Below are 26,814 nucleotides of genomic sequence, written 5' to 3'. Positions count from 1 at the left end.
GGCATCCGCCGACCCGTCGAGTAACCGCGGTCTCGCCGAGCGACCCCGTTGTTTTCGTCGACGCCGTGCGGTCTCGGCGAGAAACCGCGTTGTCGACGCCGAGTGGGGTACCACCCCACTCCGGTCGAGCGGGTGCCTGCGTCGGCGAATGACCGCGCCGGTCGCGGGTGCGCGTCCTCGATGGCGTCGCGGCGCCGATCCGTCGAGTAACCGCGGTCTCGCCGAGCGACCCCGTTGTCTGCGTCGACACCGTGCGGTCTCGGCGAGAAACCGCGTTGTCGACGCTGTTCGGCGGGCAGGGGTACGCACGTGCGAACCGCGCGCTGACGTGGCCGGGGGGGGCGTGGCATCCCTTCCTCCACAGGGGCGGCCGCATGCGGGGAGCCTCGCGGATGATCCACAGTTCGCGGGGAACCGGGCGAGACGGCCGACACAGATGCGAGTCTGCTCGGATGCCGCGCCACATCTCACTCGGACAGGCCCGCGACCTCCTCCTCACGAGGGAGTCGCTCGAGCGAAACCGCTGGAAGGAGCGGGAGATCGCGAAGGGCCTCGCTGAGGGCACGCTGCGGCGGGTGCAGCGCAACAGGTACGTCCTCGGCGCGGACTGGGACGCGCTGTGGCCCGAGTCGCGTCATCGCGTCGAGGTTCAGGCGGCATTCGCCGAGATGCGCGGCGGCGATGCCGTGGCATCCCACGAGTCCGCCGGGGTGGTCTGGAACCTGCCGCTGTACCGCCACTCGCCCGCCGCGGTGCACGTCACGATCCCGGACGGCAAGCATGTCTCCAGCCGAGCGGGGCTCGTCCGGCACTCAGACGCATTGCCGCCCGAGGACGTGACGACACGCCTCGGGATCCGCACGACGACCCTCGAGCGCACGGTCTTCGATCTCGCGCGCACGCTCGGCTTCGAGGCTGCGGTGGCGGTGGCGGATGCCGCGCTGCGCCAGATCGCGTTCATCGACGGGGCGTATGACGTGGACCTCGCCGATGACTGGCGGGCGCGCATGCTCGAGCGCGCGGCCCGCGGGGCGGGGAGCCGGGGCGTGCGGCAGGCGATCGAGGTGATCCTCTTCGCGGACGGCCGCTCGGAGTCGCCCGCCGAGAGCGTCGCGCGGCTGCAGTTGATGAGACTCGGGTTCGAGCGCATCGGACTGCAGGTCGCGGTGCTCGGTCCGCGAGGCGAGCGTTGGCGTGTGGATCTCGAACTGGAGGATGCCGCTGTCCTGCTGGAGATCGACGGGGTGGGCAAGTACCAGGACGAGAAGCTGCGTTCTGGCCGGTCGGTCGAGCAGGTGATCCTCGATGAGAAGCGGCGCGAGGACTGGATCCGCGGCACGACCCAGAAGCGCCTCGTGCGCGTCGAAGAGAAGGACATCGCGACTGCGGACGCGTTGGGTCGCCGGCTGGCGGCATTCGGCATCCGGCTTTCGTGAGGGGAGGTCCGCCCTCGTCGCCCGTGCGTCTCGGCGCCGGCGTGCTCGGTCGCACCGCGCACTCGAGTACGCGGTGTCTCGCCGAATGACCCCGTTGTCGGCGTCGAGAATGTGCGGTCTCGGCGAGAAACCGCGTACTCGACGGGGGTGGGGAGACGGCGGGGCGCCGGATTTGGGCGAGGGCGGGGCATCCCGTAGACTGGAACAAGCCGAAGACCGCCGGTCATCGACGTGCGTGCACGTTGGTCGAAGCTCTGCAATGCAGGGGCCCGCGCAGGTGTCACGAATTTCGCTGGTTCTCCAGCATGAAGCTCCGTGCGCTTGCGCCGGAGCTTTTTTCATTGCGGGCGAGGATCTGATGAACGGATGCCTCGGCCGACGCCCCGCCACCGCGGAGCGTCTCGTTCACACAAGGAGTGGCCATGGCGCAGAAGGAAGCATCGGTCGCCGAGCTCACGAAGAATTTCGAGAACTCGACTGCCGTTCTGCTGACCGAGTACCGCGGTCTGACGGTGAAGCAGCTCAAGGAGCTGCGCAACAGCATCCGTCAGGACGCGGAATACGCCGTGGTGAAGAACACGCTGACCAAGATCGCCGCGAACAACGCGGGGATCACGGCGCTGGACGACGACCTCAAGGGTCCGTCGGCCGTCGCTTTCGTGCACGGTGACCCGGTCGCCGTCGCGAAGGGTCTGCGTGCCTTCGCCAAGGCACACCCTCTTCTCGTGATCAAGGGCGGTTTCTTCGACGGAAACCCCCTGAGCGCGGATGAGGTCAACAAGCTCGCCGATCTCGAGAGCCGTGAAGTCCTGCTGGCGAAGCTCGCCGGTGCGATGAAGGCGACGATGACCAAGGCGGCGTACGTCTTCAATGCGCTTCCGTCGAAGGCCGTCCGCACGGTCGACGCGCTGCGCGAGAAGCAGGAGTCCGCGGCCTGACGGGGCCCGGCTAAAACCACAACCGGTTGTCGAGTAGGCCGCGCAGCGGCCGTATCGAGACACAATCAAGGAGATACATCATGGCAAAGCTCAGCACTGAGGAGCTGCTCGACGCGTTCAAGGAGCTCACGCTCATCGAGCTCTCTGAGTTCGTCAAGGCGTTCGAGGAGACCTTCGACGTCACCGCCGCCGCCCCCGTGGCCGTGGCCGCTGCCGGCGCCCCCGCCGGTGGCGCCCCCGCCGAAGAGGCCGAGGAGAAGGACTCGTTCGACGTCGTCCTCGAGGCCGCCGGTGACAAGAAGATCCAGGTCATCAAGGTCGTCCGCGAGCTCACCTCGCTCGGCCTCGGCGAGGCCAAGGCCGTCGTTGACGGTGCCCCCAAGGCTGTCCTGGAGGGCGCCAACAAGGAGACCGCCGACAAGGCGAAGGCTGCCCTCGAGGAGGCCGGCGCCACGGTGACCCTGAAGTAATTCAGCGTCTCACGCCTCACGAAGGCCCCCGGCTTGCGCCGGGGGCCTTCGTCATTGCGACCACGCCGGTCTTTCGCGCATGTCGATCTGGACGGTCGACTCCGCCGACAGCGGCGGCGCCGTCGAGGAGCGCATCACGAGCGTCGCCTGCAGGCGCACGGCTGTCGGCGCCATCTCCCGGTCGTGCAGGTGGCGCTGCAGCAGCTCGACGGCGGCAGCGCCCTGCTCGCGCGGCACCTGGCGCAGCGTCGTGAGCGAGAACATCGCGGCGTACTCGTGGTCGTCGATGCCGACGACGCTCAATTCGCTGGGCACGCGGATGCCGAGCCTGCGCGCGGCGATGATCGCGCCGATGGCCACCTCGTCGCACACCGCCACGATCGCGGTCGGGCGGCGCCGGGCATCGCCGAGCAGGTCGACGGCGGCGGCGTAACCGCCAGGAAGCGTCACGTCGGACGGCACGAAGCGGATGTGCCCGGTGAGCGCGGCATCCGTCATCGACGCGGAGTAGCCGGACATGCGCAGCCTGTCGACATGCGCCGCCGAGGCGCCGCCGCCGAGGAACACGATGTCGCGGTGGCCGAGGTCGACCAACAGCTCGGTCGCCCGGCGAGACGCATGCTCGTCGTCGATGGCGACGACGCTGATCGCGTCGCTCGTGCCGACCACGCCCACCACGGGGATCCTCATCGCCAGCAGGCGCTCGACCTCGCCGTCCTGCGGCTCGAGACCGATTGCGATCAGCCCGTCGAACCCCTTGCGCGTCAGGAACTGCCGGAACACGTGGCGCCGCGTGGCCGTGTCCGGCCGGGCGGCGTACAGGGTGAGATCGAGGCCGCGCTCATGCAGTGCCTCCTGCACGCCCTCGAGCGCCTCGGCGAAGAACCACCGGTTCACGTAGGGCAGCAGCACCCCGATGCTGCGGGTGCGGCCCGTCGCGAGCCCCACCGCGCTCGTCGACGGGCGGTAGCCGAGATCCGCCGCCGCCTGCTGCACGCGGCGGCGGGTCTCGTCCGAGACATAGCCCGCGCCCGTCAGCGCCCGGCTCGCGGTCGACTTCGACACGCCCGCACGGCGCGCGACCTCGGCGATACCACTCACTCGGGGCACCTCCTTGCGTGCGCACGGCTTCGCTGCCGCGGCGCTAGGCGCATTCGCCTGGAACCGATTCCACATCATCCTGCACCAGAGACCGGTGCCCGGTCCACCCAGGAATGCGAGTTTCCCGAGTTGTGACCCGGTGTGATTGTGCAGAGGTGGCGCATCCCCTAGCGTGAACCTGGAATCGGTTCCCGATTCCTTGTGCATCAAGTTCGCGGGATCGCAGCATCCTGTGCAGTCTCGAAGAGGAGGACGAATGAACACACAGAGACGAGGCCGACTCCTCATCTCGGTCGCCGCAGCAGGGGTTGCGGGAATCGCGCTCGCCGGCTGCACCGGCGGACCCGGCTCAGGCGGCGGCGGGGGCGACCAGACCGGCGACAACGTCGTGACCGTCTACGGCACGATCGCCGACACCGAGGCCGAACTCCTCGAGGAGTCCTGGGCCGACTGGGAAGAAGAGAACGACATCGACATCCAGTACGAATCGTCGAAGGAGTTCGAGGCCCAGATCGCCGTGCGCGCACAGGGCGGCACGGCCCCCGACATCGCGATCTTCCCGCAGCCGGGCCTGCTGGCAGACCTGGCCAAGCGGGACTTCCTCAAGCCTGCTCCCGCAGGCGTCCAGAAGAACGTCGAAGACAACTGGAGCGAGGACTGGGCCAAGTACGGCACCGTCGACGGCACGCTGTACGGTGCGCCGCTGATGGCGAGCGTCAAGGGCTGGATCTGGTACTCGCCGGCCACCTTCGAAGAGCACGGCTGGGAGATCCCCACGACGTGGGACGGCCTGCTCGACCTGACCACGCAGATCCAGTCCGAGACCGGCAACCCGCCGTGGTGCGTCGGGTTCGGCTCTGACGCTGCGACCGGATGGCCCGGCACCGACTGGATCGAGGACGTCGTCCTGCGCCAGTCCGGCACCGAGGTCTACGACCAGTGGGTCGCCAACGAGATCCCCTTCACCGACCCGGCGATCAGGTCGGCGTTCGATGAGGTGGGCAAGATCCTGCTCGACCCCAGGTTCGTCAACGCGGGCTTCGGCGGCACCGACACCATCGTGACGACGCCCTTCGGGGATGCCGCGACCCCGCTCGTGTCGAAGGAGTGCACGCTGCACCACCAGGCGTCGTTCTTCGACGGCTTCATCACGGACGCCGGCGGCACCGTCGCGGAGGACGGCGACATCTGGGCGTTCCTGATGCCCGGCTTCGGCGGCGAGAACGGCGGCGACGTCGTGACCGGCGGCGGCGAGATCGTCGGCGCGTTCAGCGACGACGAGGCGACCGTGAAGGTGCTCGAGTACCTCTCGAGCGCCGACTGGGCCAACAGCCGTGTGAGCCTCGGCGGCGTGATCAGCGCCAACAAGGGCCTGGACCCGGCGAACGCCTCGAGCAACATCCTGAAGGAGGCCATCGGCATCCTCCAGAGCGACGACACCACGTTCCGCTTCGACGCATCCGACCTGATGCCGTCGGCCGTGGGCGCGGGCACGTTCTGGCAGGGCATGCGCGACTGGGTGAACGGCACCCCGACCGAGACCGTGCTCGAGCAGATCGAGTCCGGCTGGCCGTCGAGCTGACCGAATCGAACGGGGCCGCCTCTTCCCATGAGGCGGCCCCGTTCCATACCTTGGGGTCAGCGACTCCACGACTCGAGTTCGACGTAGCATTCGGAGGGATTCCATGGCCGACTTCCTGCAGTGGCTGAGCACACTCAATCCGTGGCTCGAGATCGTCGTGATCCTCGGCGTGTTCCTCGCCGCGATCGCCGTCGTGCTGTTCTTCATCGAGATCGCCCCCCGGCCGGGGCGCCTCTACACGATCCTGCGGCTGGTCGCCTGCGTGATCGGACCTGCCCTCGTTCTGCTCATCCTGCAGTCGTGGGTCGAGGCGATGATCGCCGCGGCAGTGCTGGGCATCGTGTTCTTCTTCATCGATCAGCGCGCCCGCGGGGGAGCGGGATCGCTCTTCGTGCTCGTGGGGTTTCTCACTCCGGCGCTCGGCATGCTGATCGTGGGGCTCATCGTGCCCAGCATCCAGACCCTCTTCCAGTCCTTCATGAACTCGCGCGGCACCGCGTTCGTGGGCTTGGACAACTTCGCGTGGATCTTCACGAACCCGGCGAACGTGCGCATCATCGTCAACACCATCATCTGGGTGCTGATCGCGCCGGTCGTCTCGACCATCGCCGGTCTGGCGTACGCGTACTTCATCGACAAGTCCCGCGGCGAGAAGTACTACAAGATCCTGGTGTTCACTCCGATGGCGATCTCGTTCGTCGGGGCATCCATCATCTGGCGCTTCATGTACACGGTGCGCCCCGAGGGGGCGAACCAGATCGGATTCCTCAACCAGGTGATCGTGTGGTTCGGCGGCACGCCGCTGAACTTCCTCGCGGTCGACCCGTGGAACACGCTGTTCCTGATCGTCGTGCTGATCTGGATCCAGACCGGATTCGCCATGGTGTTCCTCTCGGCGGCGATCAAGGGCGTGCCCACCGAGCAGTTGGAGGCGGCCGAGCTCGACGGCACGAACGCGTGGCAGAAGTTCATCAACGTCGTGGTGCCCGGCATCCGCCCCGCCCTCATCGTGGTGCTGACGACGATCTCGATCGCCTCGCTGAAGGTCTTCGACATCGTTCGCACGATGACGGCCGGCGCCAACAGCACCTCGGTCGTCGCCAACGAGATGTACACGCAGTTCAAGAACTTCGAGGCGGGAAGGTCGGCGGCCTTCGCGGTGATCCTGTTCATCCTGGTGACGCCGATCGTGATCTACAACGCGATCCAACTCAAGAAGCAGCGGGAGGCCCACTGATGAGCTCCGTGATGCCGGCGGACCTGCCGCTCGACGAGGAAGCCCGCAAGGAGCTCACCCGCGGAGCGCGCAAGGCGGACAAGATCCAGCTGGGCGACACCAAGCGCAAGCTGTCCTCGCCGTGGGCGACGCTTGCCGCCCTGGTGATCGCGGTCCTGTGGACGATCCCGACCTTCGGCCTGCTGGTCACCTCGTTCCGCCCGCAGGAGCTGATCCTGACCACCGGCTGGTGGACGGTCTTCCAGAACTGGGGATGGACGCTCGAGAACTACACGACGGCGCTCCAGGCCGGCAACGGTCAGCTCACCATGGCGGGCGCGTTCGTCAACTCGTTCGCGATCACGATCCCGGCGACCATCATCCCGGTGTGCATCGGGCTGCTCGCGGCCTACGCGTTCGCGTGGGTCGACTTCCGCGGCAAGAACATCCTGTTCATCGGGGTGTTCGCACTGCAGATCGTGCCGATCCAGATGGCGCTGGTGCCGCTGCTGCAGTTGTTCTCGCAGGGGACGATCTTCGGGTTCCCCGTGATCGAGGCGTTCGGCTCGGCCGGCTACGCGCAGGTGTGGATCGCGCACACGGTCTTCGGCCTGCCGCTGGCGATCTACCTGCTGCACACGTTCGTCTCTGAGATCCCGCGCGAGGTGATCGAGGCGGCACGCGTCGACGGCGCCGGGCACGGGCAGATCTTCCTGCGGCTGATCCTGCCGCTGACGGCGCCGGCGATCGCGTCGGTGGCGATCTTCCAGTTCCTGTGGGTGTGGAACGACCTGCTCGTCGCGCTCATCTTCGCCGACGGCAACGTCGCGCCGATCACGAAGCTGCTCGCCGAGATGACCGGAAGCCGCGGGCAGGACTGGCACCTCCTGACGGCCGGCGCCTTCATCGCGATGATCGTTCCGCTGGTCGTGTTCATCGCGCTGCAGCGGTTCTTCGTGCGCGGGCTTCTCGCGGGCAGCACGAAGGGATAGCGCACCGGCAGGCCGCCGGGGCTGCGTGCGCAGACCCCGCGGGCGTCGACCGCGACCGCTACGGTGAACGCATGGATGCCTCGCCCGCAGTCCCCGCGTCGGCCGCGGCATCCGTCGATCCCGACGTGGGCCTGCGCGCGGCCGAGGTGGCCGAGCGCGTCGCCGACGGACGCACCAACGCGTTCGAAGCCGACACCAGCCGCACGTGGTGGCACATCGTGCGCGCGAACGTGTTCACCCTGTTCAACGGCATCGTGCTGGCGTGCTTCGCGGTGCTGCTGTTCCTGGGGCGCTGGCAGGACGCGCTGTTCGGCATCGCGGCGATCTTCAACGCCCTGATCGGCTGCTACCAGGAGATCCGCTCGAAGCTCGCGCTCGACCGGCTCGCGCTGCTGAACGCGCCGCGCGCGAGGGTGCTGCGCGACGGCGCCGAGGCCGAGCTGCTCTCCGCGCAGGTCGTGCTCGACGACATCCTGATCCTCCGCAGCGGCGACCAGGTGCCCGCCGATGCCACCGCCCTCGCGCCCGACGCGCTGCAGGTCGACGAGTCGATGCTCACGGGCGAGTCCGACCCGATCGACAAGCATGACGGCGACGAGCTGCTGTCCGGCTCGGCGGTCGTCGGCGGACGGTCGCGCGCGCGGGTCATCCGGGTGGGGGCGGATGCCTACGCCAACGCGTTCGCCGGAGAGGCCAAGAAGTTCTCGCTCATGCGATCCGAGCTGCGTCGCGGCGTCAACAAGGTGCTCGGGTGGGTCGCATGGGGCATCGGGCCGATCGCGCTGCTCGTGACGAACGCGCAGGTGCAGGTGCAGGGCGGGTGGCGCAAGGCCCTCTCGGACGGCACGTGGCAGCAGGCCGCGGTCGACTCGGTCGCTGTGATCACGGCGATGATCCCGCTCGGGCTCGTGCTGCTGACGAGCATCGCGTTCGCGGTGGGCGCCGCGCGGCTCGCCCGCGACAAGGTGCTCGTGCAGGAGCTTCCCGCCGTCGAGGGTCTCGCGCGCGTCGATGTCGTGTGCCTCGACAAGACCGGGACGCTCACGATGGGCGACATCGCGTTCGACGCCGTCCACCCGCTCGACACCTCCGGCGCGCCGGGCTGGCGTCAGGCGCTGGCGTGGTTCGGCACCGCGCCCGAGGCCAACGCCACCGCCAAGGCGCTCACGACGGCGTTCCCCCTCGACGAGCCCCGCCTCGCCGAGCGCGAGGTCCCCTTCTCGTCGGCTCGCAAGTGGTGGGCGGTGTCGTTCGCGGCCCCGCACGCCGACGGGGCGTGGGTGCTCGGCGCGCCCGCACTGGTGTTTCCCGACGCGTCGAAGGTCTCGGTCCCGTGGGAGGGCCCCTGTGCCGACGAGGGCGAGGCGTCGCTGTCGGATGCCGTGCGCGAGCTGGCGTCGACGGGCCGGCGCGCTCTCGTGCTCGCGCACTCCGCCACCGCTCTTGACGATGACACCGTGAAGGGGCAGCGGCTCCCCGGGCGGCTGCATCCGGTCGCCCTCATCACGCTCAGCGAGCAGGTGCGTCCGGACGCGGCCGAGACGCTCGCCTATTTCGCGCGCCAGGGCGTCGCCGTGAAGGTGATCTCCGGCGACCATCCGGTGACGGTGGCCGCGATCGCCGAGCGTCTGGGGATGCCGGCGGGGGAGGGATACGACGCCCGGGAGCTTCCCGAGGACCCCGACGAGCTCGCCGAGATCCTCGAGACCCAGACCGTGTTCGGCCGCGTCACACCCGAGCAGAAGAAGGGCATGGTGATCGCCCTGCAGAGCCGTGGGCACGTCGTGGCGATGACCGGCGACGGCGTCAACGACGCGCTCGCGATCAAGCAGGCCGACATCGGCATCGCCATGAACTCCGGCGCGCCCGCGACGAAGGCGGTCGCGCGCCTGGTGCTGCTCGACGGGCGGTTCTCGCACCTGCCCGCCGTCGTCGACGAGGGCCGCAAGGTGATCGCGAACATCGAACGCGTGTCGATGGTGTTTCTCACGAAGACCGCCTACGCCACGACGATCGCGATCCTGTTCGGCATCCTGATCATGCAGATCCCGTTCCTGCCCAGGCAGCTGTCGCTGACCGACGGCATCACGATCGGCATTCCGGCGTTCTTCCTCGCGCTGCTGCCCAACGCCCGCCGGTACATCCCCGGATTCCTCCCGCGATCGCTGAGCTTCGCGATCCCGTCGGGAATCGTGGTCGGACTCGCGCTCACGGTGCAGGCCCGGGTCGTCGGCGAGGAGTGGGGGATTCCCGTCGAGGAGGTCCGCACCGGTTCGACGATCATCGTCGCGGTGCTCGGGCTGTGGGTGCTCACGCTGATCTCGTTCCCGCTGACGTGGATCAAGGTCGGGATCATCGTCGCCATGGCGGGCGCGTTCGTGCTGGCCTTCGTGTTCCCGATCACCGTGTGGTTCTTCGAGCTGGTCATCCCGCGGCCCGAGTCGCTCGTGCTGATCGCGTGGCTGTGCGGGATCGGGATCGTGCTGATCGGGATCATCCGCGCCGTGCAGCAGGTCTACGTGCGCCGGCAGCTCGTCGAGCAGGCAGCTCGCGTGCCGGCAGGCGTCCTCACCTCGTCAGGAGCACCCGAGGCGCGCTGACGAGGACTCCATCGCGTCGATCTCCGCCGTCTGGGTGTCCTTCATGCTCTGCGCCATGGTGAGCACGCCGGGTTCGGAGCCGAGCTCGAGCACGGCCTCGGCCATCGGGATGGCGCCCTCGTGGTGGCTGATCATGAGCGAGAGGAACAGGCAGTCGGCTTCGGTGCCCGAGGCGGCACCGAGCTCGGAGAGCTCGGCATCCGTCGCCATGCCCATCGCCTCGCGCGCCTCGGCGTCGCTCATCGGCGTGGCCGCGCCGCCGTGCCCGGAGTGCTCGCCCGTGCCGGTCATCCACGCCATCGCGGGTCCGCCGGCCTGCGGCAGCCCCCACTGCACCAGCCACTGGTACATCTGCCCGCGCTGCGCGGACTGGCCGGTGGCGATGTCGTATGACAGCATGCGGACGATGTCGTCGTCGGTCTTGCGGTAGATCTCCATCGCCATCTCGACGGCCTGCGCGTGGTGCACCTGCATGTCGCGCGCAAAGCCCGCCTCGGCGGAGTCGTTCGTCGGGGTCGCGCTGGCCGCCGAGCCGCTGCCGAAGGTCGAGAAGCGCCCGACCGCGAACGCGAGCGCGGCGATGGCCAGTGCGATCAGGACCGGCACCACCCACCGCGGCATGCGAGAGGGGCGCTCCTGGTCGGTCATGACTGCTTGCCGGGCCCGTCGATCGCGCCCGTGCAGGCGGCGTTGGGCTCGGGGGTGTCCTGGCTGCGCCAGTACTCCTCGAAGAACTGGCCGATGCGCGCGTCGTCGGCCGAGTCGAGCTTCAGCTGGTGGTTCCACGCGCTCAGCACGATGGACGAGTCCAGACCCTCGTACGGCGACAGGATGACGTAGCTCGAGGGGAGCTTCTGCTTGAGAGACGCGAGCTGGTCGGCGTCGAGGGCGGCGGCGTCGTAGGTGACCCACACGGCGCCGTGCTCGAGGGAGTGGACGGCGTTCTCGTCGACCTGCGGTTCGGAGTAGATGCCGCAGTTCAGCCACGCGGGGTTGTGCGGGCCTCCGGCCGGCGGGCTCTGCGGGTAGTCGACGGTGCCCTCGACGTGCTGCGTCGGGTTGGTGAAGGTCTCGACGCCCTCGATCTCGACGCCTTCGCCTCCGGCCGTGTACTGGGCGGGCGGGGCCGGCGCGAACACGATCGAGGCGGCGATCGCGACGACGAGACCGACGGCGACGGTCGCGCCCACCGTCCACCACACGACCTTGCCGCGGCGCCGCTTGGCGATCTGGCGCTGGTACTCGGCCAGCTTCTCCTGGCGCTTCTGCTCGCGCTGCTGCTTGATGGTCTGGTTGATCTCGGATTGCGTCGCGGGGTTTCCGCTGGTGCGCTTCTCGGCGGGGTGCGGGGGCGTCGGGGTCATATGTGCGTGATCTCGGCTCGGGTGCCTCGGCGGGCGGTGGATGTCGGATGACTCGGGCCGCGCGCGGCCTCCAAGACAGCCTAGATGCCGCGGACGGGGCCAAACTGGGATATCCATTAGACTTGGGTGCCGAATCGATTCGGCCGTTTCCTCGCCATCGACTCCCGGTTGCTCTGCCGACGCGGCGCCCCAGGCGCCCCCCTCCTCACCCCGCCCCGCTCCGATTGTGCAGACGTGCTCGACACCGCATCGATTCCCGTTCAGAAGCCCTCCTCCGCCGGCTCGCGCGGCCCGCGCACCGACGCGATCCGCACCCTCGGGTCGAACCCCGCGACCGCGCCGATCGTGCTGCACCCCGGGGACTCGCTCCCGTCGCGCCGGCGGCTGCTCTATGTCATCCTGCTCGGCGCACTGACGGCGCTGGGGCCGTTCACCATCGACCTGTACCTGCCCGCGTTCCCGGTGCTCGAGGCCGACTTCGACACGACGGCGGCCGCGGTGCAGCTCACGCTGACCGGCACGATGATCGGATTCGCGCTCGGGCAGCTGATCGTGGGTCCGCTCAGCGACAAGGTGGGCCGGCGCGTCCCGCTGCTGACGGTCACGGCGCTGCACGTGCTGGCGAGCCTCGCTGCCTCGATCGCCCCGACGCTCGAGCTGCTGACGGTCGCGCGTGTGCTGATGGGCGCAGGCGCTGCGGCGGGCGGCGTGGTCGCCGCCGCGATCGTGCGCGACCTGTTCGGCGGGCGCAGGCTCGTGGTGATGCTCTCACGCCTCGCGCTCGTGTCGGGCGTCGCGCCCGTGCTCGCGCCGCTGGTGGGCTCGGCGCTGCTGCTGGTGATGCCGTGGCGAGGCGTGTTCCTGGTGCTCGCCGTCTACGGCGCGGTGATGCTGGTGTCGGGCTTGTTCTTCATCCCTGAGACGCTTCCGCCTGCCCGGCGCCACGAGCGCGGCGCGACGACCGTGTGGCAGCGCTATCGGAGCGTCTTCACCGACCGCGTGTTCATCGGCGTGCTCATCATCGGCGGCATGACCTTCTCGGGCCTGTTCTCGTACCTGTCGAGCTCGTCGTTCCTCTTCCAGCAGGACTACGGGTTCGACCCGCAGCAGTACGGCCTCCTGTTCGCCGTCAACTCGCTCGGCGTCGTGGTGGGCGTGCAGGCGGCGTCGCGCCTGGCCGCGCGGTACGGCCCGCAGTGGGTGCTGGCGATCTCGACCGGAGTGCTGGTGCTCGCCTCCGCGACGATCATCCTGACCGACCAGCTGGGCCTGGGCATGTGGGGCACGATCGTTCCGCTGTTCGTCTTCATGACCGCGTGCGGGTTCACGTTCCCGTGCGTGCAGGTGCTCGCGCTCGACCGGCACGGCAAGGCGGCCGGCACCGCGCAGTCGATCATCGGCGCGACCAACTTCGGCGTCGCGGGCGTCATCTCGCCGGTCGTCGGCTGGATCGCCGGCAGCGCCGGCATCACGGCGACCACCATGGCGTCGGTGATGGTCGGATGCGCCGTGATCGGCGTGCTGGCGCTGTGGCTGATCGTGCGCCCGCGCACGGTCGCGCAGCTCAACCCCTGATGTCGGCGGAGCCGGGTACGTTGGCCGGGTGACCATCGACGCCGATCTCGACACCGCACTGCCCGTCTCGACGCCGTCGGCCGAGGGGGCGGATGCCGCGGGCATCCTCGCCCTCGTCGACGCGCTCGAGTCCGACCCGGCCCAGCAGCCGCACTGCCTGGTGATCCTGCGGCACGGGCGCGTGATCGCGCGCGGATCGTGGGCGCCGTACTCGGCAGCGCGCCCGCAGCTGGTGTATTCGCTGAGCAAGAGCTTCGCCGCGGCCGCCGCGGGGCTGCTGGTCGACGCCGGCGAGATCGATCTCGATGCGCCCGTCATCTCGTACTTCCCCGAGTGGGCCGACGACATCACCGACGAGCGCTCGCGGCGCGTGCTGGTGCGCCACGTCGCGGCGATGGCCGCAGGTCACCGCGACGAGATGATTGACGAAGCCTTCCGGGCCGACCCCGCTGAACCTGTGCGCGGGTTCCTGCTGCAGCCGCCCGACGCCGAGCCGGGCACGCTGTTCGCGTACAGCCAGCCGAACACCTACACGCTTGCCGCGATCGTCCAGCGCCTGCGCGGCACGGGCCTCATCGAAGTGCTGCGCGGGGGCGTGCTCGGGCCGATCGGGGCGACCGACCCGATGTCATGGCAGGAGTACCCCAAGGGTCGCGCGATCGGCTACGCCGGAGCCTTCGTCACGACCGACACGATCGCCCGCCTCGGGCAGCTGCTGCTGTCGGGCGGCGAGTGGAACGGCCGCCGCGTGCTGTCGCGCGAGTGGGTCGAGGCGGCGACCTCGGCACAGGTCGCCACCCTCAAAGGCGAGCCGACGGGCGTGTCGGACTCCGAGCTCGGCTACGGCTTCCAGCACTGGGTGTCGCGGCACGGGTTCCGCGGCGACGGCGCCTTCGGCCAGTTCTGCCTCGTGCTGCCCGAGTCAGGCGTCGTCGTGGCGCTCCAGAGCGAGACCGGCGACATGCAGGGCACGCTCGATCACGTGTGGCGGCACCTGCTGCCGGCGCTCGCGGGGCCCGGCACCGCTGCGGCAGACGCAGCGCTCGCGGCGCGCCTGGCATCGGCCGAGCTGCCGCCGCTGCGGGTCGAGGGTGAGGCGACGCCGAGCGAGGGATGGACCGACGCGGCCTTCGCCGATGCCGAGTCGAACCTGCGCGCACGGGTGAGGCGCGACGCCGGCCAGTGGCGACTCGAGCTGTCGGGCACCCGCGGCGCGGTGTCGGCGCCGTTCGCGCCCGGCGACGGCTGGCGCGTCGCCGGGGGAGTGCCCGAGATCGCGGTGAGCGGCGGGTTCGAGGCATCCGATCGCCTGCGGCTCGATGTGGCGTTCCTCGAGGCGCCGCACCGGCTGCACCTCACGCTCGACCTGGCTGCGGGCACGCTCACCGCGCGCTGGCGCACGACGCCGCTGTCGAACGACCCGGCGCAGTTGCTGAGGCTCGCGGCGCCGCGGCCCCTGCGCTGAACTCGCGGCCGTGCGGTCAGCGCGCGAGCGGCCTCAGCCGGAACAGCCGCACCGTGCGTCCCGACTCCCGCTCGTAGTTGCGGTACCCCGGCCACTGCGCCTCGATGCGCGCCCACACGGCGTCGCGCTCGTCGTCGGGCACGACGCTGGCGCGAACGGGCATGCGGCGCCCGCGGACGGTGATGGCGGCATCCGGGTGCGCCAGCAGGTTCGCCGTCCACGCCGGGTGCTTCGCCCCCGCGAAGTTCGTGCCGGCGACGATCGCGCACCCGTTGCCGTCGGGCGTGTACATGAGCGGCGCGTCGCGCGGCTGGCCCGACTTCGCGCCGATCGTGTGCAGCACGAGCGACGGCACGAGCAGGGCGCTGATCTGCACGCGGCCGCGCGAGAGCTTCGACACGAGCCATTCCGCCGGGGGCAGCAGCGCGGGGCCGAGGAATCGGCGGAACACGCTCGTGCGGGTCAGCGGCGCGATCGCCGCCCGCACCACATCGACGACACGGGGCATCCGGTCATCGTGTCATGTTCTGAGGTCGCGGTGCGCGCGGCGACGGGCACAATAGGGCGATGGGGCCCACAGACGCACGAGCGGATGCCGCGGCATCCCGCGCGCTCATCGTCGGCCTCGGCGGGCTGGTGCTGGTGGCATCGGGCTACCTCTTCGGCGCGTGGATCATGTCGCGCGGCGACCTGCCGTTCACGGTCGACAGCTGGTGGGACCAGCTCGTCGCGCAGTGGTGGCTGCCGTTCCTGGGCGGTCTCGCGCGCGTGATGAACTGGCTCGGCGGCGGGTGGTTCGCCTCGTTCGCGTTGCCGATCCTCGCCGCGGGCGCCCTCATCGGCATCAAGCGGCTCTGGTCGGCGGTGTACTTCCTCGCCGCAGAGCTCGCGTCGGTGATCGTGGTGCAGGTGCTCAAGCACGTGTTCGAGCGCGTGCGCCCGGAGGACATGCTCGTCGTCAGCGACGAGGGGTCGTATCCGTCCGGGCACGTCGCGAACGCGGCGACCATCGCGGTGGCCGCCGTGGTGCTGTTCCCGCGGGTGTGGGTCGCGATCGTCGCAGGCGCGTGGGTGCTGATGATGGCCTTCAGCCGCACGTATCTGCACGCGCACTGGCTGAGCGACACGCTCGGCGGTGTGCTGGTCGGCAGTGGCGTGGCGCTCATCGTGGCGGCGGCGTTCTGGGTGCCCATCGCACGGGAGAGAGCACTGCCCGTATCGTTCTCCGTCCGGCTCTGACGCGCGGGCGCACCGCGTCGCTAGGCTGACGCCATGTCACCGTCGCCGGATCCTGCGGTCGCCGCCGCCGAAGCGGAGCTCGCGCGCCTCCGCGCCGAGGCGGAAGCAGCCGAAGCACAGTTGAAAGCCGCGCAGGCGAAGGCCGCGCTCGCCGCCGCCGAAGCCGCGAAGGCGAGGATCGCCGCTGCGCCGAAGGGTGCGGCATCCGTCACCCCCGTCGCAACTGCGGAGATAAGCGTTTCTGCGGAGGTTTCCGCGGAAGATGGTCCGCAGAACGGCGGATCTCCGCAGAACGGCGGATCGCCCGCGCCCGCGGCGACACCCGCCGCCTCCGGCCCGCTCGACGCGGACGAGGTGGCGAAGATCGTCGCGGGGTACGCGTTCGAGGGCACGACGCTCGACGTCGGCGCGCTCGTCAACGGCGACCCGGTGGCTCAGGCGCAGGTGCGCATCCCGCTGGGGATGATGAACCGGCACGGGCTCGTCGCCGGCGCCACCGGCACGGGCAAGACCCGCACGCTTCAGGGCCTGGCCGAACAGCTCGCCGCCAAGGGCGTGCCGGTGTTCGCCGCCGACATCAAGGGCGACCTCTCGGGCGTGGCGACGCCGGGCGAACAGAGCGAGAAGCTGCTCGCCCGCACCACCGCGATCGGGCAGGACTGGAAGGCCGAGGCATCCGTCACCGAGTTCTTCGCGCTGGGCGGCATCGGCAAGGGCGTGCCGGTGCGCGCCACGGTCAGCGGGTTCGGGCCGCTGCTGCTGAGCAAGGTGCTCGGGCTCAACGAGACGCAGGAGTCGAGCCTCGGGCTGGTGTTCCACTACGCCGACGCGAACGGGCTCGCGCTGGTCGACCTGTCGGACCTGCGGGCCGTGCTCAGCTACCTCACCAGCGACGAGGGCAAGGCCGAGCTGAAGGACCTCGGCGGGCTGTCCGCGGCGACAGCCGGGGTGATCCTGCGCGAGCTCATCACGTTCGCCGACGACGGGGCCGACGTCTTCTTCGGCGAGCCCGAGTTCGACGTGCGGGACTTTCTGCGTCAGGCCCCCGACGGGCGGGGGATCGTGTCGCTCCTCGAGGTGCCCGGCGTGGTCGACAAGCCCGCGCTGTTCTCGACGTTCCTCATGTACCTGCTCGCCGAGCTGTTCGAGATCCTCCCCGAGGTGGGCGATGCCGACAAGCCCAAGCTCGTGTTCTTCTTCGACGAGGCGCACCTGCTGTTCAAAGACGCGTCGAAGGACTTCCTCTCGGCGATCACGCAGACCGTGCGGCTCATCCGCTCGAAGGGCGTGGGCGTCTTCTTCGTGACGCAGACCCCGAAGGACGTGCCGGGCGACGTGCTCGCCCAGCTCGGGTCGCGCATCCAGCACGCCCTGCGCGCATTCACCCCCGACGACGCGAAGGCGCTGCGGGCGACCGTCGGCACCTACCCGAGGTCCGGCTACGACCTCGAGCGCGTGCTGCAGGAGCTCGGCACCGGCGAGGCGATCGTGACCGTCATGAGCGAGAAGGGCGCCCCGACGCCGGTCGCGTGGACGCGGCTGCGCGCCCCGCAGGGGCTCATGTCGCCGACTCCCGACCCCGACATCGAGCGCGCGGTGAAGGCATCCCCGCTGCTGGCGCGCTACGGCACCGCGATCGATCGCGAGTCGGCGCGAGAGATTCTCACGGCCCGCATGAACGCCGCGGCCGAGGCCGAGGCGGCCGAGCAGGCGGCGGTCGCGAAGGCGAAGGCCGACGCCGAGTACGCCAAGCAGCAGGCCGCGATCGACAAGGCGCAGGCGGCGGCCGACAAGAAGGCGCAGCAGGAGTACGAGCGGCTGCTGAAGAAGACCTCGGGCACCACCCGCACGTCGCGCTCGACGCGCGCGCAGACATCGCCGCTGGAGCAGGTGCTCGGGTCGAAGTCCACGCAGACGATCCTGAACGGCGTGATCCGCGGGCTGTTCGGAAACGGGCGGCGCTGAGTCGCGACCGAGGGCGGATGCCGCGGCATCCGTTCCGAGGGGATCCGGCGTTCTGAGGGCGAGCGCTGGGCATTCCTCCTCAAGATCGCGGATCTCCTCACGAGCCGAATGACGGATGCCGCGGCATCCGCCCGGTCGTCAGGCGCTCAGGGAATCCAGTCTGCCCGAGAGCCTTCGCGGCCTCGCGCAGAGCGCTCACGTGCCGCGCGGCGAGCGACAGGCGGGCGACGGATGTCGAGAGGGTGACAGCCCCGACGGGGCGCGAGCATCCGTCGTGGATCGGCACGGCGAGGCATCCCCGGTCGGGCGCGAGGAAGGTGGCCTGCTCGGCGTATCCGCGGATCGCGTACGCCTCGCGGATCGCGCGAAGCTCGTCCGCCGGTGTCTCGATCCGCCAGCGCGGGGCATGCGGCAGGTCGCGGGTGCAACCCTCCATGAGCCACAGGTGCCCGATGGCGGAGCGGGTCGGATCGCTGAAGAGGGCGTTGCGATCCGACAGCGGCTGCGCGGGGTCTTCGTCCAGGAGCGCCACGCCGGCGCGATGGAAGCAGAACAGGTGCACAGCCTCGCCGGTCGTGTCTCGCAGCTTCTCGAGCAGGGGCGCGAACTCGGGTCGTGTGCATGTCCCCACGAGCGCGGCGAGCTCGAGCACGCGCATGCCGAGACGGAATCCGGTGAAGTCGGCTCGACGCACGAGGTACTCGTCGCGGACGAGGGCGTTGATGATGCGATAGACGCTTGCCCGAGGCGCGCCGATGGCCCGCGCGATCGCCGCCGCGGACGCCACGTGGTCGGCTCGTGCCACCTGTTCGAGGATCTCGAGCGCAAGGCCCAGGCCCTTCTCAGGCAGGCGCGCGTTGCCGCAGTCCTTCGTCAGCAGGTGCAGACGGCCCCGCTCGGGCTCGGGCGCTGCTCGCGAGAGACCTGCCTCGCTCACAGCGGCTCCGGCCGGGGTTCCGGCGCATCGGGATCTGTCTTCGGGCGGCCCTGCCTGATGGCGTGCGCGAGCGCGCTCACTGGTCCTCCTAGCTCCCCATCGCAGGGGAAGGTAGTCGCCCGGTGTTGCGGGCTGGTTCGCGCGGTGTTTCGGGCATGTCACGACGGGCGAGGCCGTCCCCCGCGAACGGCTCGGCTCTGTCTCACGAGGATTTCGCCCGGTGTTCGCACCCGCACACGGTCGGGAAACGGCGACGGCGAAGAATCGGCCCGACGCGAGCGCGAGCTGCGTCCTGGCCATCGAAAGGATTCCTGTGACAGATACACAGCTCTCACCTGAAGGCGACTCGCCGCCTTCGTCGCGGCAGAAGCCGAGATCGCGCAGCGCACTGACCCCGCGCGCGCTCGGCATCGGCTCGGCCGTGGCCGCCGCCGCGGCGGCCGTCGCGCTCGCCTTCGCGACGCAGGTGGCCGTTCAGGCGACCTCGACGCCCGAGACCCCGGAGTCGACTCCCATCGCCGCGGACAGCACCGACGACGACGCGCCCGAGAAGGCGGAACAGATCCCCCGGCCTGCGACGGTGGCCGCCGCATACGACCAGCTCTCCGGCTCAGAGGTCGAGTACGTGCGCTTCCTCGGCGCGCAGGATCCGGCGTTCCCGGCCGGCGTCGACGTGTTCGGCGAGGCGGGACTGCAGTTCCTGTCGACGGACGTGGCCGACCCTCAGGCGTACACCGACAGTCAGCGCCGCCTGCTGTCGCTCTACTACGACTACGGCACGAACGAGACCGTCAGCATGATCGTGAACGTCACGACCGGTGTCGTCGAGTCCGTGCAGCGCGCGTCCGGTACCCAGCCGGCCCCCACCGACGCCGAGACGCAGCGGGCGTGGGAGCTGCTGCTGGCCGACCAGGCCGCACAGCCGATCGTCGACGAGTTCGCGGCGCTCACCGGCGGATCGGTCCTGACCCCGGCGTCGGCCGAGGTCCTCCTCACCGCGCACTCGTTCGTGACGGATGCCGGATCCTTCGGCGCCGAATCGTGCGGCGCCGACCGCTGCGTGCAGCTGCTCGCACAGGTCGACGGCGGCGCGTACCTGACCACCAGCACCTACGTCGTCAACCTGTCGACCCGCACCGTTCTGACCGTCTCATGACCATGGAGAGAAACCCGATGAAACGAACCCCTTCCTCCCGAGCGCGGCGAGCGCTCAGCGGGGCGACCGCCGCAGCCGTCCTCACCGGCGGACTGGTCGTGCTGTCCGCACCCGGCGCCGCGTCGGCGCAGACGATCACCGAAGCGTCGTGCTCGGGCCAATCGCTCGTCTCCGAGACGCTGGAGTCGGGCTCGAGCTGGCAGATGTGCTGGCGCATCGACTCGTATCGCGGCCTTGTGCTCGACAAGGTCGCCTATCAGCCGCGCGACGACGAGGCGCCGATCCTCGTGCTCGACTCCATCGCCCTCGCGCAGCTGAACGTGCCGTATGACACCGGGGCGACCGAGTACAACGACGTCACCACCTATCAGGTCGGCGGCCGCCGCCTGCAGGCGCTCGAGGCGGTGGACTGCCCGGTGGGAGAGATCCGCAGCGCGTGGATCGACGCGTACCGCGGCGTGATCCCCGCGCTGTGCGTCGGCGAGGAGGACTCGGGCATCGCGTACCGCTCTTACATCGGCAACGACGCGCTGTACGCCGCCCAAGGCACCGACCTCGTGCTTCACACCGTGTCGCGGATCGGCTGGTACGAGTACCAGGTGCAGTACCGGTTCCACGACGACGGCGAGATCTCGGTGCAGCTGGGCGCCACCGGCGACCTGTCGCCCAACGACTACGTCAACGTCGTCAACCACGGCTGGCCCATCGCCCCCGGTCAGGAGGACTTCGCGGTCAACCACTACCACTCGGCCTTCTGGAGAGTGGACTTCGGCATCGACGCCGGTGCGGATCAGGCCGTCGAGAAGTTCTCGACGACCCCGACGGGCGAGTACGGCACGACCGGCGACACCGGGCACACGGCGATCCTCGAGACGCAGCTCACCCCGATCACGAACGAGACCAAGACCCTCGGCGCCAACCGCGAGGCCTACCGAGTCGTGAACCCGCAGAGCCTCAACGCCGACGGACACGCCCGCTCGTACGAGATCATCGTGCCGCGCGACCAGGCGTACAACCTCAACCCCGAGACGGACTACGACATCGCCTTCACTTCGGCCAAGCCCGACGAGGTGCATGCGAGCCACAACCTCATCCCGTCGAAGGCGGGGCAGTCGGTGACGGACTACGTCGCCGACGGTGAGGCGCTGAAGGACCCGGTCGCCTGGGTGAATGTGGGCTTCCACCACATCAACCGCGACGAGGATCAGAGCCCGATGCCGATCCACTGGCAGGGCTTCACCCTCTACCCGCGCGACTTCGCGGCGCAGAACCCCAACATTCCCGAGGGCCGCAAGTGGGTCAACGGCGACATGCGTGGGGTTGCGAACCCGAACATCACCCCCACCCCCACCGGCTCGCCCACGCCGACCACCCAGCCCACGCCGACGACCGAGCCGACGCCGACCACCCCGCCGACGCCGACGACCGCGCCGACCGACGGCTCGACGCCCGCGTCGACCCCGACCGCTCCGGGCGGAGAAGAGACCCCGGCGCCGAACCCCGTGACGTTCGGGCAGGCCGAGGTGGCGCCGGGTGTGACGCAGACGGCGACCGCGGAGGGCTTCGCACCGGGTGAGACGGTCAGCGCCGTGCTGCACTCCGATCCGGTCGAGGTCGGAACCTTCATCGCCGACGAGGAGGGAGTCGTGAACACGCAGTTCATCGTGCCGATCGACACGCCGTTCGGCGAGCACCGCCTGGTGCTGACCGGCCAGACCTCGAGCGACGTCGCGGAGGGCACCTTCACGGTGGTCTCGGTCTCGCCCGCCGCCGTCTTCGGAGCGCTCGCGTCGACCGGAACCGACGCGAACCGCTGGGCGCTGTCGGGTCTGGTGCTCCTGGTCGCGGGGGCGGGCCTGGGCGGCGCCGCGCTGTACCTGCGGCGCCAGGGCGTACGCGCGCACGCCTGATCGACACCGCGGGGCGGCGCGACCCGACGCGCCGCCCCGCGGCATCCGCTCTGCCGGAAAGGACATACAGCATGCGCAGGACCATGGCCGCAGGAGGCGTGGTGGCAGCCGTCGCGACGGCGCTCGCGGCAGCGGCGGCGGTGATGCTCGGACTCACCGTCCCGCCGCCCGCCGCGCCGGCTGCGGCGAGCGCGGCCGCGGATGTCGCGACCGCAGGCCTCGCCGCGGCACCGTCGCAGTATCCGACGGTGCAGGACTACTGCTACGTCGAGGGGATGATCCCGCACCATGCGCAGGCGCTCGAGCTGAGCGGACTCCTGCTCGACGCGTCGGGTGCGAGCCAACGCACCAGGGCGCTCGCCGCGTTCATCGTGACCGATCAGTCCGCAGAGATCGAGATCATGCGCCACTGGCAGGACGCGTGGCGCACGGCCGCCCCCGCCCAGGACGCGCAGGGCTCGGCCGATGGCCATACCGCGCACTCCGGCCCGGCGGCTGAGGCGACGCCCACCGGTTGCGGCGACCACGGACACGGCGCAATGGCGGGCATGGCGAGCCCCGACCAGCTGGCGGCGCTGGATGCCGCCGACGGCGCCGCCGCCGAGCGCATGTTCCTCGAACTCATGATCGCGCACCACCAGGGCGCGCTCGAGATGGCGACGCTCGCCGTCACCACCGGGTCCAACGCGTTCGTGCGCACGTCGGGCAAGCACGTTCTGGTCGAGCAGGACCGCGAGATCACGGCGATGCGCAGACTCCTCGGTGAGCTGCCGTGAGCCGGCGCGTGCTCCGCTCGGCGGCGGCGATGGTGCTTCCGCTCGTGGCCGCTGCGTTCGCCCTGGCGGCATTCGGGGTGGGAACGGTTCGCAACGACTCCATGAGCCCCACCCTCCGTGACGGCGATCTCGTGCTGTTCGACCGCTGGAGCACGCCCGCCCGCGGCGACATCGTGCTGCTCGACGACACCGGAGGCTGGTCGGGCCAGCCCGCAGCGGCCCTGGTGAAACGGGTGGTCGGTGTCGCAGGCGATGTCGTGGTGTGCTGCGAGGCCGGCACCGGCCGGCTCGTGATCGACGGGCAGCCCGTCGAGGAGCCGTACGCCGGGCAGAACCGGCCGGGCGGGCGCATTCCGTTCCGTGTCACCGTTCCCGACGGCGCGGTGTGGGTCATGGGAGACAACCGCGACGCCTCGGCCGACTCGCGGGCGGCGCTGTCGGCGCCCGGTCACGGGGCCGTTGCGCTCGAAGACCTGCGCGGCACCGTGCGCGCGTGGTGGTGAGCGCCCCGGCGAGCGGGTGATTCGGTGACGGATGCCGCGGCATCCGCCCCGAGAACCTTCCCGCTCATCGGAACAGCCCGAGCCGGCGCCTCCGGGCGGTTCTAGCATGGAGGAAGGTGCGTCGGTCGCGCCGACGCGACCGCGACGAGGCGAGGAAGCACATGGCGACGAAGGCACCCCGGACGGACATCGACGAGGCGAAGGTCCACGTCACCGGACGCAAGAAGGTCGCGGTGGGCGTGCCGGCGGTCATGCACGCGCTGCAGATCTCGTACGACCAGATGGGCCTCAAGCGCAGCGTCGAGACGCTGCTGCGCGTCAACCAGAAGGAGGGCTTCGACTGCCCCGGCTGCGCGTGGCCCGAAGAAGACAAGCGACACATCGCCGAGTTCTGCGAGAACGGCGCCAAGGCGGTCGCCGAGGAGGCGACGCTGCGCCGCATCGGGCCGGAGTTCTTCGCCGAGCACTCGGTCCAAGACCTCGCCGGGCACGACGACTGGTGGCTGGGCCAGCAGGGCCGGCTGACGCATCCGATGGTCCTCGACGAGGGCGCCACGCACTACCGGCCGATCTCGTGGGACGACGCGCTGCGCGAGATCGCCGACGCGCTGCGGGGGCTGGACGACCCGAACGAGGCGATCTTCTACACGTCCGGACGCACGTCGAACGAGGCGGCGTTCCTGTACCAGGTGCTCGTGCGCGGCCTCGGCACGAACAACCTTCCGGACTGCTCGAACATGTGCCACGAGTCATCCGGCTCTGCGCTCACCGAGACTCTCGGCATCGGCAAAGGCACCGTCACCATCGAAGACGTCCACGACGCCGATCTCTTGATCGTCGCGGGCCAGAACCCCGGAACCAACCACCCGCGCATGCTGAGCGCGCTCGAGAAGGCCAAGAACAAGGGTGCGACGATCATCGCGGTGAACCCCCTTCCCGAGGCGGGGCTGGTGCGGTTCGAGAACCCGCAGACCGTCAAGGGCGTGATCCTCGGCGGCACGAAGATCGCCGACGAGTTCCTGCAGATCCGCCTCGGCGGCGACCAGGCGCTGTTCCAGGCGATCGGCAAGCACTTGCTCGAGGTCGAGGAGGCCGAGGGCGGCGTCATCGACCACGAGTTCGTCGCCGCGCACACGAGCGGCTTCGAGGCCTACCGGCAGGCGATGAACGACGTCGCGTGGGGCGACCTCGTCGCGGCGACCGGGCTTGCCGAAAAGACGCTGCGGCGAGTGGCCGAGACGGTGCGCGGCTCGACGTCGACGATCGTCTGCTGGGCGATGGGCCTGACCCAGCACAAGCATTCGGTGCCCACGCTGCGCGACGTGGTGAACATGCTCCTGCTGCAGGGCAACATGGGCCGCCCCGGCGCCGGCGTGTGCCCGGTGCGCGGGCACTCGAACGTGCAGGGCGACCGCACGATGGGCATCTACGAGAAGCCGTCGGATGCCTTCCTCGACGCGCTCGACGCAGAGTTCGCGTTCGCCGCCCCGCGTGACCACGGCTTCGACACGGTCGAGGCGATCCGCGCGATGCGCGACGGCCGGGCGCGCGTCTTCATGGCGATGGGCGGCAACTTCGTGTCGGCGACGCCCGACACGCACGTCACCGAGGCGGCCCTTGGCAACATGGACCTCACGGTGCAGGTCTCGACGAAGCTGAACCGCTCGCACGCGGTCACCGGACGCCGGGCGATCATCCTCCCCACCCTCGGACGCACCGACCGCGACCGGCGCGGCGGCCGCGAGCAGAAGGTCACCGTCGAAGACTCGATGGGCGCGGTGCACGCCTCGCGCGGGCGGCTCGCCCCGCCCGCCGACGACCTGCTGAGCGAGGTCGCGATCGTCGCGCGGCTGTGCGCTGCGCTGTTCGGGACGGATGCCGCCCGCCCGGCCGAGGCTGGTTCGGCGAGCGGACCCGATGGCGGGCCGGATTGGCTCGACCAGGCCGAGCGGGGGCAGGAGCACCGGCCCGTGCAGGACGACCCCGACGGTGCGGACCCGGCGGGGCGGCGGCATCCGCTCAACGTGCCGCACGCGGACTGGACCGCCCTCGAGAGCGACTATGCCCTGATCCGCACGCACATCTCGAACGTGATCCCCGGCTTCGACGACTTCGAGACCCGCGTCGACAAGGGCCGCACGATGATGCTGCCCAACGGCCCGCGCGACGGCCGCACGTTCGCCACCGCCGACGGCAAGGCGCGGTTCACCGTCAACGAACTGGAGTACCCGTTCATTCCTCCCGGGCGCCTGCTGCTGCAGACGCTGCGCTCGCACGACCAGTACAACACCACGATCTACGGCAAGGACGACCGGTACCGCGGCATCCACGGCGGGCGCCGTGTGGTGCTGGTGAACGCGGAGGACATCCAGGAGCTCGGCTTCGTCCCGGACGAGATCGTCGACCTCGTGTCGGAGTGGCGCGGGCCGGACGACGTCGTGCAGGAGCGCCGCGCGGAGGAGTTTCGCATCGTGGCCTACTCCACTCCACGGGGCAACGCCGCGGCGTACTACCCCGAGACGAACGTGCTCGTGCCGCTGGACTCGGTCGCCGACGTGAGCGGCACGCCCACGTCGAAGTCCGTCATCATCCGCCTCGAGCGCCGGGCATGACCGGGCGCTGTCTCGGGCGGGCATAGGGTGGGCGAGTGATCCCGGCAGCCGTCGTCACCGTCTCCACGCGCTCGGCCGCGGGCGTGCGCGCCGACACCGCGGGCCCCGCGATCGTCGCCGCCCTCGTGGCGGCAGGCTACGTCGTCGACGAGGCGGTCGTCGTCCCCGACGGCGCCGACAACGTCGAGCGCGCGCTGTGGGCCGAGCTCGCAGGCGGTGCGCGCCTGATCGTGACCAGCGGCGGAACGGGCCTCAGCCCGACCGACGAGACGCCCGAGGGCACCGCGAAGGTCATCACGCGCGCGGTGCCCGGCATCGCCGAGGAACTGCGGCGCATCGGCGCCTCCGAGACCCCGGGCGGGATGCTGTCTCGGGGCCTCGCCGGTGTCGTCGACCCCATCGCGGGCATCACGACGGGGGCGCTGATCGTCAACCTTCCGGGGGCGCCTGCGGCCGTGGCATCCGGAATGCCGGTGATCCTGTCGGTGGCCGGCCATGTCATCGACCAGCTGAGCGGCGGCGACCACTGATGCCCGGCGCGGTGCGGCTCGCGGCGATCAGCGCCGAGCCCCTCGACCTCGACGCGCACCTCGCCGCCGTCGATGACCGGACGGCGGGCGCTGTCACGACGTTCGTCGGGCGCGTACGCGATCACGATCCGGATGCCGCGACCCCCGTGGTGGCGCTGGAGTACACCGCGCACCCCGACGCCGAGGCGGGCCTGCGCCGCATCGCCGAGGGGGCGATCGGCCACTCGGGGGCGTTCGTCGCGGTCAGCCACCGCATCGGACGCCTCGCCGTCGGCGACGTGGCCGTCGTGATCGTCGTCGCGTCGTCGCACCGGGCTGAGGCGTTTCAGGTCTGCCGCGCGATCATCGAGACGATCAAGACCGACCTGCCCGTGTGGAAGCGTCAGGTCGAGGCCGACGGCACGACCGCGTGGAAGGGCCTCGGCGGGTAGCTCGCGCGGCTTGCGG

At 70.3% G+C, this 26,814-nt stretch carries 23 protein-coding genes; 18 read left to right on the top strand and 5 right to left on the bottom strand.

All coding sequences use genetic code 11. The annotated features are described in order from the left end of the window. Window positions 1-452 precede the first annotated feature (452 nt). The 3 genes from AB1K54_RS08405 (at window position 453) to rplL (ending at window position 2,844) form a co-directional block, all read left to right on the top strand. Window positions 453-1,436, top strand: coding sequence for a hypothetical protein (locus AB1K54_RS08405; protein ID WP_371202300.1), 984 nt, complete (start codon window positions 453-455; stop codon window positions 1,434-1,436). 422 nt (window positions 1,437-1,858) lie between these two features. Next, window positions 1,859-2,374 (top strand): 50S ribosomal protein L10, encoded by a 516-nt coding sequence (rplJ, locus tag AB1K54_RS08400; protein WP_371202299.1) that lies wholly within the window; start codon window positions 1,859-1,861, stop codon window positions 2,372-2,374. Between the two features lie 80 nt (window positions 2,375-2,454). Next, entirely contained in the window at window positions 2,455-2,844 is a 390-nt protein-coding gene (gene rplL / locus AB1K54_RS08395; protein WP_179522734.1) for a 50S ribosomal protein L7/L12, read from the top strand. A 51-nt stretch (window positions 2,845-2,895) separates the two neighbouring features. Here the strand turns inward: rplL and AB1K54_RS08390 are convergent, their stop codons facing one another. Beyond that, window positions 2,896-3,945: a LacI family DNA-binding transcriptional regulator gene (locus AB1K54_RS08390; RefSeq protein WP_371202298.1), complete on the bottom strand. Its 1,050-nt coding sequence runs from the start codon at window positions 3,943-3,945 to the stop codon at window positions 2,896-2,898. A gap of 256 nt (window positions 3,946-4,201) precedes the next feature. On the opposite strand from AB1K54_RS08390, the gene AB1K54_RS08385 reads away from it, so the two are divergent. The 4 genes from AB1K54_RS08385 to AB1K54_RS08370 all read left to right on the top strand — a co-directional run bounded on the left by AB1K54_RS08385 (window position 4,202) and on the right by AB1K54_RS08370 (window position 10,335). Next, window positions 4,202-5,527: an ABC transporter substrate-binding protein gene (locus tag AB1K54_RS08385; protein WP_371202297.1), complete on the top strand. Its 1,326-nt coding sequence runs from the start codon at window positions 4,202-4,204 to the stop codon at window positions 5,525-5,527. Between the two features lie 103 nt (window positions 5,528-5,630). Next, window positions 5,631-6,764 (top strand): carbohydrate ABC transporter permease, encoded by a 1,134-nt coding sequence (locus AB1K54_RS08380; RefSeq protein WP_371202296.1) that lies wholly within the window; start codon window positions 5,631-5,633, stop codon window positions 6,762-6,764. Beyond that, complete coding sequence (locus AB1K54_RS08375) at window positions 6,764-7,735, top strand: carbohydrate ABC transporter permease (protein WP_371202295.1); 972 nt, start codon at window positions 6,764-6,766, stop codon at window positions 7,733-7,735. Before AB1K54_RS08380 ends, AB1K54_RS08375 begins: the two co-directional genes overlap by 1 nt. Window positions 7,736-7,806: 71 nt before the next feature. Further along, window positions 7,807-10,335: an HAD-IC family P-type ATPase gene (locus AB1K54_RS08370; RefSeq protein WP_371202294.1), complete on the top strand. Its 2,529-nt coding sequence runs from the start codon at window positions 7,807-7,809 to the stop codon at window positions 10,333-10,335. On the opposite strand, the gene AB1K54_RS08365 is transcribed toward AB1K54_RS08370, so the two are convergent. Together AB1K54_RS08365 and AB1K54_RS08360 are read right to left on the bottom strand one after the other, a co-directional pair. Beyond that, window positions 10,312-10,983 carry a DUF305 domain-containing protein gene (locus AB1K54_RS08365; RefSeq protein ID WP_371202293.1) on the bottom strand — a complete coding sequence of 224 codons (672 nt, stop codon included), beginning with the start codon at window positions 10,981-10,983 and terminating at the stop codon, window positions 10,312-10,314. The genes AB1K54_RS08370 and AB1K54_RS08365 overlap by 24 nt on opposite strands. Then, window positions 10,980-11,699 (bottom strand): DUF3105 domain-containing protein, encoded by a 720-nt coding sequence (locus AB1K54_RS08360; RefSeq protein ID WP_371202292.1) that lies wholly within the window; start codon window positions 11,697-11,699, stop codon window positions 10,980-10,982. The genes AB1K54_RS08365 and AB1K54_RS08360 overlap by 4 nt, the downstream gene beginning before the upstream one ends. A 234-nt stretch (window positions 11,700-11,933) precedes the next feature. On the opposite strand from AB1K54_RS08360, the gene AB1K54_RS08355 reads away from it, so the two are divergent. Together AB1K54_RS08355 and AB1K54_RS08350 are read left to right on the top strand one after the other, a co-directional pair. Further along, a complete protein-coding gene (locus AB1K54_RS08355) occupies window positions 11,934-13,274 on the top strand; it encodes a multidrug effflux MFS transporter (protein ID WP_371202291.1) in 1,341 nt (446 codons plus the stop codon). A 28-nt stretch (window positions 13,275-13,302) separates the two neighbouring features. Further along, window positions 13,303-14,739, top strand: a complete 1,437-nt coding sequence (locus AB1K54_RS08350; protein ID WP_371202290.1) for a serine hydrolase domain-containing protein — start codon at window positions 13,303-13,305, stop codon at window positions 14,737-14,739. Between the two features lie 16 nt (window positions 14,740-14,755). Here AB1K54_RS08350 and AB1K54_RS08345 read toward each other — a convergent pair whose 3' ends face one another. Then, window positions 14,756-15,247, bottom strand: a complete 492-nt coding sequence (locus tag AB1K54_RS08345) for a nitroreductase family deazaflavin-dependent oxidoreductase (protein WP_371202289.1) — start codon at window positions 15,245-15,247, stop codon at window positions 14,756-14,758. Window positions 15,248-15,306: 59 nt separating this feature from the next. On the opposite strand from AB1K54_RS08345, the gene AB1K54_RS08340 reads away from it, so the two are divergent. Beyond that, the gene (locus tag AB1K54_RS08340; protein WP_371202288.1) at window positions 15,307-15,978 is read left to right on the top strand and encodes a phosphatase PAP2 family protein; all 672 of its coding nucleotides are present in this window, start codon (window positions 15,307-15,309) and stop codon (window positions 15,976-15,978) included. Between the two features lie 33 nt (window positions 15,979-16,011). After that, window positions 16,012-17,943, top strand: a complete 1,932-nt coding sequence (locus AB1K54_RS08335) for a helicase HerA-like domain-containing protein (protein WP_371202287.1) — start codon at window positions 16,012-16,014, stop codon at window positions 17,941-17,943. A 97-nt stretch (window positions 17,944-18,040) separates the two neighbouring features. Here the strand turns inward: AB1K54_RS08335 and AB1K54_RS08330 are convergent, their stop codons facing one another. Next, window positions 18,041-18,880 carry a helix-turn-helix domain-containing protein gene (locus AB1K54_RS08330; protein WP_371202286.1) on the bottom strand — a complete coding sequence of 280 codons (840 nt, stop codon included), beginning with the start codon at window positions 18,878-18,880 and terminating at the stop codon, window positions 18,041-18,043. Between the two features lie 313 nt (window positions 18,881-19,193). Here AB1K54_RS08330 and AB1K54_RS08325 point away from each other — a divergent pair, with 313 nt between their 5' ends. From AB1K54_RS08325 to AB1K54_RS08295, 7 genes are all read left to right on the top strand, one after another. Next, a complete protein-coding gene (locus tag AB1K54_RS08325; protein WP_371202285.1) occupies window positions 19,194-20,036 on the top strand; it encodes a hypothetical protein in 843 nt (280 codons plus the stop codon). 17 nt (window positions 20,037-20,053) lie between these two features. After that, on the top strand, window positions 20,054-21,946 hold the full coding sequence (locus tag AB1K54_RS08320) for a hypothetical protein (protein WP_371202284.1): 1,893 nt from the start codon (window positions 20,054-20,056) through the stop codon (window positions 21,944-21,946). A 71-nt stretch (window positions 21,947-22,017) separates the two neighbouring features. Further along, window positions 22,018-22,722, top strand: coding sequence for a DUF305 domain-containing protein (locus AB1K54_RS08315; RefSeq protein WP_371202283.1), 705 nt, complete (start codon window positions 22,018-22,020; stop codon window positions 22,720-22,722). Next, entirely contained in the window at window positions 22,719-23,225 is a 507-nt protein-coding gene (lepB, locus tag AB1K54_RS08310) for a signal peptidase I (protein WP_371202282.1), read from the top strand. Before AB1K54_RS08315 ends, lepB begins: the two co-directional genes overlap by 4 nt. Before the next feature lie 161 nt (window positions 23,226-23,386). Further along, entirely contained in the window at window positions 23,387-25,837 is a 2,451-nt protein-coding gene (locus AB1K54_RS08305) for an FdhF/YdeP family oxidoreductase (RefSeq protein WP_371202281.1), read from the top strand. 35 nt (window positions 25,838-25,872) lie between these two features. After that, complete coding sequence (locus AB1K54_RS08300; RefSeq protein ID WP_371202280.1) at window positions 25,873-26,367, top strand: molybdenum cofactor biosynthesis protein B; 495 nt, start codon at window positions 25,873-25,875, stop codon at window positions 26,365-26,367. After that, window positions 26,367-26,798 carry a molybdenum cofactor biosynthesis protein MoaE gene (locus tag AB1K54_RS08295; RefSeq protein ID WP_371202279.1) on the top strand — a complete coding sequence of 144 codons (432 nt, stop codon included), beginning with the start codon at window positions 26,367-26,369 and terminating at the stop codon, window positions 26,796-26,798. Before AB1K54_RS08300 ends, AB1K54_RS08295 begins: the two co-directional genes overlap by 1 nt. Window positions 26,799-26,814 lie beyond the last annotated feature (16 nt).

Source organism: Microbacterium sp. BWT-B31, assembly GCF_041379855.1.
Classification (GTDB): Bacteria; Actinomycetota; Actinomycetes; order Actinomycetales; family Microbacteriaceae; genus Microbacterium.
The sequence above is the reverse complement of the archived record's forward strand: the minus strand, read 5'-3'. Positions and strand labels throughout refer to the sequence as shown.